The organism is Nostoc sp., assembly GCF_035638895.1.
GTDB lineage: Bacteria > Cyanobacteriota > Cyanobacteriia > Cyanobacteriales > Nostocaceae > Nostoc.
This window is the reverse complement of sequence record NZ_DASQZC010000227.1, coordinates 1-3,221: the sequence shown is the minus strand read 5'-3', so window position 1 is coordinate 3,221 and position 3,221 is coordinate 1. Positions and strand designations below refer to the sequence as shown.

Annotated in this window: 4 protein-coding genes and 1 pseudogene; 3 read left to right on the top strand and 2 right to left on the bottom strand. The window is 35.1% G+C overall.

The genetic code is table 11. The annotated features are described in order from the left end of the window. A partial coding sequence (locus VE944_RS10975) for a WD40 repeat domain-containing protein (protein WP_324976533.1) occupies positions 1-405 on the top strand: 405 nt, incomplete at its 5' end. Between the two features lie 39 nt (positions 406-444). Here the strand turns inward: VE944_RS10975 and VE944_RS10970 are convergent. Together VE944_RS10970 and VE944_RS10965 are read right to left on the bottom strand one after the other, a co-directional pair. Beyond that, the gene (locus VE944_RS10970) at positions 445-1,467 is read right to left on the bottom strand and encodes a DUF262 domain-containing protein (RefSeq protein WP_324976531.1); all 1,023 of its coding nucleotides are present in this window, start codon (positions 1,465-1,467) and stop codon (positions 445-447) included. 1 nt (position 1,468) lies between these two features. Continuing rightward, positions 1,469-2,080 carry a hypothetical protein gene (locus tag VE944_RS10965; protein ID WP_324976529.1) on the bottom strand — a complete coding sequence of 204 codons (612 nt, stop codon included), beginning with the start codon at positions 2,078-2,080 and terminating at the stop codon, positions 1,469-1,471. Positions 2,081-2,461: 381 nt separating this feature from the next. Between VE944_RS10965 and VE944_RS10960 the strand changes: the two genes are divergently transcribed. Continuing rightward, on the top strand, positions 2,462-3,067 hold the full coding sequence (locus VE944_RS10960; RefSeq protein ID WP_324976526.1) for a Uma2 family endonuclease: 606 nt from the start codon (positions 2,462-2,464) through the stop codon (positions 3,065-3,067). Next, positions 3,018-3,221, top strand: a pseudogene (locus VE944_RS10955) (SAM-dependent methyltransferase); the annotation flags it as partial. The gene VE944_RS10960 and the pseudogene VE944_RS10955, both read left to right, overlap by 50 nt.

Here is a 3,221-nt window from a genome sequence, read left to right as displayed (position 1 = left end):
GCGATCGCTTCAGCTAGTATTGATAACACGGTGAAGATTTGGAGCCGGGACGGTCATCTGCTAAATAATCTTACAGGCGATGGTGATAGTTTCATTAGTGTGAGTTTTAGCCCCGATGGTAAAACTTTGGCAGCTAGCAGTGATGACAAAGTGAGAATTTGGAAGCTAGAAGGGACGTTGCTGATTGCTTTGAAAGGTGAAAAGCAAGAGTTAACCAGCGTCAGTTTTAGTAATGACGGCAAGACTCTAGCTGCGGGTAGTGGTAATGGCACAGTGATTTTTCAAAATCTTGCAGATATCGAACTGGAAAAATTGCTGGCACGGGGTTGCAATTTGCTACATGATTATTTGCAGACTAATCAGAAGGTAATGAAGGGCGATCGGGCCTTATGTTCTGGTAGGTAGGTCAGTACACTATAATAAATACGAACTTTACAACGTTCGCTAGTTTACATTCATACTTTCTTCTAAAATTTTACTTATAACTTGACCGCGAACATTACGCCCTTTTCTACTAGCAGTACCTTGATGTGTATAATAATAATATTGAGCAAACATATTTTTCGATACATCTTCTTTCTTATTTATATGTAGTTCTTCTTCTAAAGATTTTAAAGCATGAGCTAAAGCTTGTTCTTTAGGTAAATAACCATACTTGTTTTTAATTTTTATTAATTCAACAATTAAAGTAAATAAACTAGACTTCTTTATCCACAAACTATCTGGAGGAAGATTAGACCCAATAATTAATTTAGATGCTTCATTAAAAGTATTAGACATCAAGTCTTTGTTTGGATATTCATTATTATACTTTTCTACATAGGTTTTTACTTCTTTATCACTAGTGAAATAACCACCTTCTTCTATTGTTGACATAACTAGCAATACATATTCCAGGTCTTTCATGCGAGAAAATTCACCTTCACTAAATACCTCTAAACTTGTAAAAAGAGCATTATTTTCTAGAATATCTTTAGCAGTTGTGATGAACTCTCCTTCGTATAACGAGTTGCTAATTTCTATTGCATTTAGTGCGTATTGGACAGAGTTTATTCTCTTAAAAACTTCTCTAATTTCACTTTCAGGAATTCTTCCTAAATCTCTGACGACAACTGTATAATCAAAAAAATCTGTTTTTTCTTGTGTAGACAATTTCTCAAACTTACTGATATTTTTGATACTGAATTCTGGTGATGCTGTGACATATTGGTAGATTGTACTTAATCTTTGTTGACCATCTACGACAAGTGTTTTTGATGTTTGAGTATCAAGGTCAATTTCACCATCAGCGAGATATATTTCAGGAAAAGGAAGTTTTAATAAAATTGTTTCTATAAATTTTTCTTTATGTGCATCATTCCATACAAGCTTTCTTTGAAAAGATGGAGCAAGTATTAAAGTACCAGTTTTCATCATATTGAATAAATCTAAAACTTTTTTATTAGTTGCAATACCATTTTTGCTCATTTTAAATATCCTCCTGTCTCAACTTTTTGATATTCTGCACATGATATTTTTCAAACAACTCAGAATTATAATAAATAGCCCCTGCTATTTTTTGGGGTGTATATTTATAAGAGATTGATTTAAAATATTCAAACCACTCATTTGTGCGAGAATATTTAAATGGAAATAAATCCGGTCTTAGCCAACCTTTAAAAAAATATTTTAAAAATTTTTTATATTTTTGTTCTTCTCTCTCAGTTCTAGATATCAAACTTATGTCGAAATCATATAATTCTGACCAAAATTTTTCAAAAATTTCTCTAGATATAATAGCTATATCTATATCTGATTCTTCAGAAAACGAATTCCATAATTTACTAGGAGCTATACTAAATCCTAATTTAGCTGAACCAACCATCAGTACACATTCTGGTCTTTCCTCAAAATGAGTAGCAATTTCATGTTTGAGGTCAAAATATTTACCTTCATCATCTTTAAAAACATAAGGTGTACCATGTATTATATATTTTTGAACAACTAATTTCTCTGTTATAGAGTAATCACGTAATGCTGCTTTGAATATATCAATCTTTTGATTAATATGGCTTTGGTCAATTACTAAAGTCTGCCACATGGAGTATTTTATTTAATCAACATAACTTGAGCCAAGTTTTTATGGCTAAAAATATATGTAATTTTAAATGCTAAAAGCTCCCAAGTCAATCAGTGTATATACTTCAATAAATGGGAATTTGATTTTTTAGCTTTGTTAGTCCGACAAAAGATAACAGAAGTTACGAATTATTAATAGTCACACAATACAATCAGATAATTAAAATGGGTATTTTCACAAAAATGCCATCGTACTACACTCACCAATTGTGATCGCCTTCTCTTACCCTAACTCAAGCTGTTGTTTCAGAACTACGGCAGGAAAATCAGCTAGGACTCATAGACAAAGCTGTACATCTTGGTAGCATTGAGTGAAGTACCCGTCAGCAAGGGAGCGAGGGCGATGTACGCAACCGTCACACAACCACTGACTTTTGAAGAGTTTCTTGCCTGGGATGATTCAGGCACAGAGTTTGAGCTATTGGATGGAATTCCCGTGCCATTATCAGAACCAAATGCAAATCATGAGGATTTAATCGAGCGACTGTGTGCCTACTTAGAAAATCACTGCCAAGAAAATGATCTGCCTTACGTGTCGCGCCAGTCCAAGCAGGTTCGGCTCAAAACAGCACCACCAGAAAAGGAAAAAAGCCGGAAAGCAGATATTGTCATATTTGCAAGAGTTGAATGGCAGAGGATGAAAACTAGCTCTAGTTCTGCTGCTGCATATATTCCACCACCCGGAATCATTGAGGTCATTAGCAACAACTGGAAGGACGACTATCTGACAAAACTTGCTGAATATGTTCGCGTAGCGTCTCGTAGAGAGGACTTGGGCGTTTTCGAGTACATCATTGTGGACTATGCTGCTTTTGGTGGCATTCGGTTTATTGACTCTCCCAAGCAGCCAACCATTACAATCTACCAACTTGAAAAAAAGTACTCCAAAACAGAGATTTATGCAATTAAGACCAAATCAACGCCAGAAATTAGACGACAAAGACGATAAGCTGTTCTATGCGTATCCCCGCTTTGTTACCCATGTCGATGAAGGATTTATTCAACAACTAACGGATTTATACCGCGATCGCCTCAAACCCAACACCCGCATTTTTGATATGATGAGCAGCTGGGTGTCTCATCTGCCAGAAGAGATGCAGTTT